2 protein-coding genes and 1 pseudogene are annotated in these 3,117 nt (G+C 47.1%); 1 reads left to right on the top strand and 2 read right to left on the bottom strand.

Annotation, left to right across the window (positions count from 1 at the left end; genetic code table 11):
- Window positions 1-345 precede the first annotated feature (345 nt).
- Window positions 346-504 (bottom strand): hypothetical protein, encoded by a 159-nt coding sequence (locus tag B5J93_RS13470; RefSeq protein ID WP_158080683.1) that lies wholly within the window; start codon window positions 502-504, stop codon window positions 346-348.
- A 93-nt stretch (window positions 505-597) separates the two neighbouring features.
- Here B5J93_RS13470 and B5J93_RS04200 point away from each other — a divergent pair, with 93 nt between their 5' ends.
- Window positions 598-2,418, top strand: a complete 1,821-nt coding sequence (locus B5J93_RS04200) for a DEAD/DEAH box helicase (RefSeq protein WP_228144866.1) — start codon at window positions 598-600, stop codon at window positions 2,416-2,418.
- 91 nt (window positions 2,419-2,509) lie between these two features.
- On the opposite strand, the pseudogene B5J93_RS04195 reads toward B5J93_RS04200, so the two are convergent.
- Window positions 2,510-2,940: pseudogene (locus B5J93_RS04195) on the bottom strand (pyridoxamine 5'-phosphate oxidase family protein).
- Window positions 2,941-3,117 lie beyond the last annotated feature (177 nt).

Raw genomic sequence — 3,117 nt, 5'->3', positions numbered from 1 at the left:
AGTTGAGAGTGGGGTATATTATGGCATTTTTGAGAATTTTTTAAAAGCCAAAAACCCCTAAAATTTACCAAAATTTCCTGCCTACTTTGCCAGAAACTGTGGTATAATGGCTCTCTTTGGTAAAATAATTTGCCAAATCATCGCTGAACCTGCTTATTTTCTATTTATATTAGGGTACACCCTAGAATAAGCCACATCGTAGGCTAGGACGGTTTTGCCGTCAAATGTGTTTAAGAACGAGTTAAGTTCGTTTTATACTTCTGGGCGTTTGGATATTTCATCATTGATTTTAATGATAAATATATCAGAAAAATGCAAATTGCCATTGTTTATTTTTTAGTACAATTAAAATGGCATGTCTAAAATGACTTCTGTGTACTTCTTATCATCATGATTGCCGATTTTGTCAAGGTTGCTTTTATTGATAAAAGTAAAACCAACGGCAAACTGTTGGCAGTATGAATTGTCTTCGGTGTTTTTGTAAAACATGATTGGGTCTGGCAAGGGCTATCCTTTGCCATTTAGATGATTTTTTAAAACCCAACCACGTTCGCCAAGCCAGCGATTATTATCAACATCATGACATCAAGGTTATTTATGACAACCCAGCACCAACAAGATTTTGCCCCACAAAATGAGCAAACAGGCGAGCAACCCACCGAGCAAAAAGAGCAAAACAGCCTAACTTTTGAGCAGTTAAACCTTGCCAAACCCATTTTAAGAGCCCTAACCAAATCAGGCTATACCACGCCCACGCCCATTCAGGCAGGGGCAATCCCCCATGCCGTAGACGGACGTGATTTACTGCTGTCCGCCCAAACAGGCTCGGGCAAAACGGCGGCGTTTGTCCTGCCGATTTTGCACCAATTAGCTCAGCCAAAACCTGCCGAAAAATCCAGCGAGTTTAGCCAAAAATCACACAACCGCCACCAAAAGACCGCCATTAAAGCCCTGATACTGACCCCCACCCGAGAGCTTGCCATGCAGGTGCAGGACAACGTGCGTAAATACAGCAGCGAAATGCGTGGGATTTTTAGTGTGCCATTGGTTGGTGGGGCTCCGTATGGCGGACAGATTCGTGCCTTGCGTAAGGGTGTGCAGATTGTCATCGCCACCCCCGGTCGCTTGATTGACCACATGAATGACGGACGTGTGGATTTGTCCGAGCTTGATACGCTGATACTGGACGAAGCTGACCGTATGCTGGACATGGGTTTTGCCGATGACATCAAGACCATCTTAGAAGCCGCCCCGAGTAAGCGTCAAACCGTGATGTCGTCAGCGACATGGGACGGAGCGGTTGGCAAGATTGCCGAGAGCTTTACTGTGAACCCTGAGCGTGTCTCCATCAAAGTTGAGTCGGCTCATATCGATGAGAGCGTGTATTTTTGTGATGATTTTCACCACAAAAATAAGATTTTGATTGAACTTTTGGGCAACCCCGAGATTAACCAAGCGGTGATTTTTACCGCCACCAAACGCAGTACCGAACAGCTTGCCGAGTCGCTCACCGAAGCAGGATTATCGGCTCGCTATCTACACGGTGATTTGCCACAAGGTAAGCGTAACCGCATCATCAGCGATGTCAAGTCGGGCAAGTGCAACTTTTTGATTGCCACCGATGTCGCCGCTCGTGGCATTGACATCTCTGCCATTAGTCATGTGGTGAACTATGATTTGCCCCGTCAAGTCGAAGACTATGTGCACCGCATTGGTCGTTGTGGGCGAGCAGGGCGGACAGGGGTCGCCATGAACCTATGTAGCATGGACGACAGACGTCAGCTCGGACACATCAACCGCTATCTAAACCGTGAAATGAAAGAAGAAGTGGTTGCAGGACTAGAACCCAAACGCCCCGCCCCAAGTGCCAAAGACAAAGACGGCAGACGTGAAGGGCGTGGCAGACGTGGCGAGCGTTATGGTCGTGGCGGCGGTCGTGGTTTTGGGCGTGGCGAGAGAGCGGAGTTCGGTGCTCGTTCAGGGCGGTCATCATTTGGCGGTCATGACAGACATGAGGTTTATGACCGACAAGGCGACAGACCAAACCGTGAACGCCAATACCGCACAGAGCGATATGAGCGTGGCGAGAGTGGACGTGATGAGCGTTTTGCCAAGCCGTACCAAGAGCGTTTTGGCGACAGAGACGACAGACGCACTCGCCAAGACAGAGACTATCGCCAAGATAAGCCCAAAGCTTTTGGTTATGCCCGTGAAAACAGCCGTGAATTTGGACAGCGTGATAACACCTACAAAGGCGAGCGTGCATGGCGTGATGACAAAAGAAAGGACGGCAAAGAGACGGCAAAATTTGGCGGTAGAGACGGCGTGAAAAAGCCCTACAAAAAACGAGCGGTCGAAGAGGTATTCTTTGCCAAACGCCAAGAGAAGAAAGCCAAACGTAAATTTGGCGAGCTGTGATATTTTATTAGACAGACAAAAACCCATGTTTCGGCATGGGTTTTTGTTTTGGATTTCATGAACTGTTAAATTAATCTTAACAAATTCATCTTTAAAAACGCACAGACGCATTCTCGCCCAAGCTATCAGCAACCTTACCGCCTGTAATGGCAGACGCTGTTAGTTTGAACATATTAACGACACTGTTGCCACTTAGCCAGTATTCTGCCCCATTGGGGGTGACTTTGATGAGTTGTACATTGGCATCATCTTTGCCATTGGCAAAAAAGCACTGTACATGGGAGACCACAGCTCATCGAGCTTGGCAGGGTCGGCGACCAATTCGGCTTTGCCATTGATAGACAGATAGTCTTTGTTGTTTTGGGCGGTGTAGGACAGATTGACCTGTGGGTTTGCCTTGATGTCGGCAATGGTTTGGGTGCTGGCATCAGCGATGAACCAAATCTCTTTTTTGCCCAAGTCAAACTCGCTAGTCGTCATGGGGCAGGCGTGTAAATGTCCGTCTGCGGTAACGGTTGTCATCATGGTAAATTTGATGTCTTTGACCAACTCGCCAATGGTGTCAATGTGGGTTTGGGTGTCGCTCATGGGATTGTCCTTGTTTGTCAGTGAATTAAAATTGCTTTATCACCAAATTGTGATGTCTTACTTTAACAAGTTCTGCCCCATTTACCAAGTAAATTTATACCAACCGAACTT

It is taken from the genome of Moraxella equi, assembly GCF_002027555.1.
GTDB lineage: Bacteria > Pseudomonadota > Gammaproteobacteria > Pseudomonadales > Moraxellaceae > Moraxella > Moraxella equi.
The sequence above is the reverse complement of the archived record's forward strand: the minus strand, read 5'-3'. Positions and strand labels throughout refer to the sequence as shown.